Here is a 2,219-nt window from a genome sequence, read left to right on the forward strand (position 1 = left end):
TTGTCGGAGTACGTAAATAATGGGACTGAATTATTGAGACTCGCCTCCCATTGAATTCAACACCTTAGGTTTTTTCGCTTGTTTAATGTTTCGATGGTTCAGGCGCTTCAAGTCTCCGTCAAATGAACGCCAGTGAGCCTCTTAGCAACCTGGAAACCGGCGCAGTGTATCTTACTTGAGTTTGGCTGATCAGCACAATGCTCTGCGCTAGCACTGGGCCCAAACCTGCCGCTAAACAAAATCGGTGATCGCTTCAATGTGGTCCAACAAAGCCGCCATTCGCCGCAGCTGCAAACTTGAGTGCCCGGCGAACCAACGGTCTGCGGACAAAACCTGCCTCGGTGTTTCTCTCTCGAATAACTGTTGTATGCGCTTTGCAGTCGCGATGTGAGACACCTCTACTAAACCCTCCAGCAAATCCGTTGTGATTAGCCGACAATGCACTCTTAGGCTTCGCACGGAGAATCAACCGCCAGATGTTGTACTCGGAAGCCCGCCTTTCAGAACTCCATCTTTTTGGTAGACAAGTTCAAATGCCAAATTGACGCCTTGTGACAGCAGGCGGCTCAGATCGTTCAATAAGGAACTCTCCAATTCCAGAGCCAGATCGTCGCTGTCGGTTTCATCAATCAGCCAAGCCATTTTGAGTAATCGCTGACCAAAAGATGTGTTGGTGAAGCATCCTCCTCAACCTTAGAGAAACGTCCAATGGGCTCACGAAATACATTGTCTGTTTCATCGTCATTGACGGTCGAGACCTCACCAATCAGAACATCCCCACCTTCGCCCCAGAACGCGTGCCAATCACCAGGGCGTAAAGTGACGCTTTCACCGGGCTCCAAGCGCAGTTTCTCACCCGGACCAAAGTTGTGGCGGATGCCGTCTAACCAGACCACACCGCCACAGTCTTCTGCAAACCCACCGGTATCATCCGAGCCGTAAAGTTCCACGACCAAAGTTGCGCCGCCGCGGTTGATGATATCTTCGGCTTTCAGAACATGCGTATGCGTAGGCGACAGCTGATCCTGCCGTGATATCAACAGTTTCTCGGCGTAGCACATGCCACCGCCCTTGGCTAAGTCGCTCTGTAGACCGTTACGCAGCGTAAAGAGAAACAGGCCCATCCTATCAAAATCACCGTCACCATAGTCAGTGATATCCCAGCCGCAACGCGCGTCTATGACGTGTCGGGCGTCACGTTCGCGTGCCTTGAACTCCTCGGGTGTCCAATAGGCGAAAGGTGGCAACGTGAAACCGTGAGAGCGAATTACGTCGTCTGCATGCGCCATAATCTCGTTGATGCGCGAGCGTTTCATGCGGGAACTTTTTGAATTTTAAGGGTTTCGATTACCATTGCAGCCGTCCAGGTGAAGTCTCCGCCACCACACGGTTCGCCGCTGATCGGATCATAGTATTCCGCAAAGCCACTTTTCTCGATCAGACGCATGCTATCTGCTAATAGACGTTGTGCCATAGCCTCTTGGCCCGCCAGGATCAGACCATCGGCGATCATATAGTTCACAATGAGCCATGATGGTCCTCGCCAATAGCGCCTGCTGTCAAAGGAGCTATCCGCAGGATCATGACTCGGCACCAAGTAAACACACCGCTGGGACAACAAGTTGATCCTTGCCACCAAAGCTTCAGCACGTGCAGTTGGCACTTGTGCAAACGCCGCAAGTATTCCGCCGACCGTAGGCGTGTCCTGCAAAATTCCCGCAGCGCGGTTGTAGCATGTGTATTGCCCAAGCTTTGGGTTCCAAAGACTTTCCATCGCCGCACGACCCTTTGCCGCCATCGCACGTGCTTCAAGGGCCATATCGGGATCACCTATGAGTTCGGCGAGCTCCGCGACATCGTCGCAGGATCGTATCAGGATGGCATTAAACCCCGGATCAACAAGGCGGAAAGGCGAAGCGTCATGAAGTAGTGCGTTGTCCCAACCCAAACGTCGAAAGGTTTAGACCAACCAGATATACCTTCGGTACTGCTCGTCCGTCGGACGATGATCAGGGTTGGCGTGTGTTGTATCGCGCCGTGTAAATGATGCGACCCCCTCCATGGGAACGCCTTCTAGCGCCTCGTCCCAATCTACTGAATTATCTCGCCCAGATTCCCACGGGTGGATGATCGCAACGAGACCAGAGGCTTCGGGATCACGATGCTCGTAAAACCATTTATGCCAGGCATGAATCTTGGGCAGTAGATTAGCAAGCCGC

2 protein-coding genes and 1 pseudogene are annotated in these 2,219 nt (G+C 52.6%); all 3 read right to left on the bottom strand.

Annotation, left to right across the window (positions count from 1 at the left end; genetic code table 11):
- Nucleotides 1-465 precede the first annotated feature (465 nt).
- Entirely contained in the window at nucleotides 466-642 is a 177-nt protein-coding gene (locus ACR0JF_RS23200; RefSeq protein ID WP_170556208.1) for a hypothetical protein, read from the bottom strand.
- Nucleotides 630-1,316 carry a D-lyxose/D-mannose family sugar isomerase gene (locus ACR0JF_RS23205; protein ID WP_170659192.1) on the bottom strand — a complete coding sequence of 229 codons (687 nt, stop codon included), beginning with the start codon at nucleotides 1,314-1,316 and terminating at the stop codon, nucleotides 630-632. The genes ACR0JF_RS23200 and ACR0JF_RS23205 overlap by 13 nt, the downstream gene beginning before the upstream one ends.
- Nucleotides 1,313-2,203: pseudogene (locus ACR0JF_RS23210) on the bottom strand (MGH1-like glycoside hydrolase domain-containing protein). Before ACR0JF_RS23210 ends, ACR0JF_RS23205 begins: the two are co-directional and overlap by 4 nt.
- Between the last annotated feature and the right edge of the window lie 16 nt (nucleotides 2,204-2,219).

It is taken from the genome of Ruegeria sp. BG11 (genome assembly GCF_056538565.1).

Coding starts and splice junctions, on each gene's coding strand:
- ACR0JF_RS23200 (WP_170556208.1), bottom strand. CDS start 642: ATGGCTTGGCTGATTGATGAAACCGACAGCGACGATCTGGCTCTGGAA.
- ACR0JF_RS23205 (WP_170659192.1), bottom strand. CDS start 1,316: ATGAAACGCTCGCGCATCAACGAGATTATGGCGCATGCAGACGACGTA.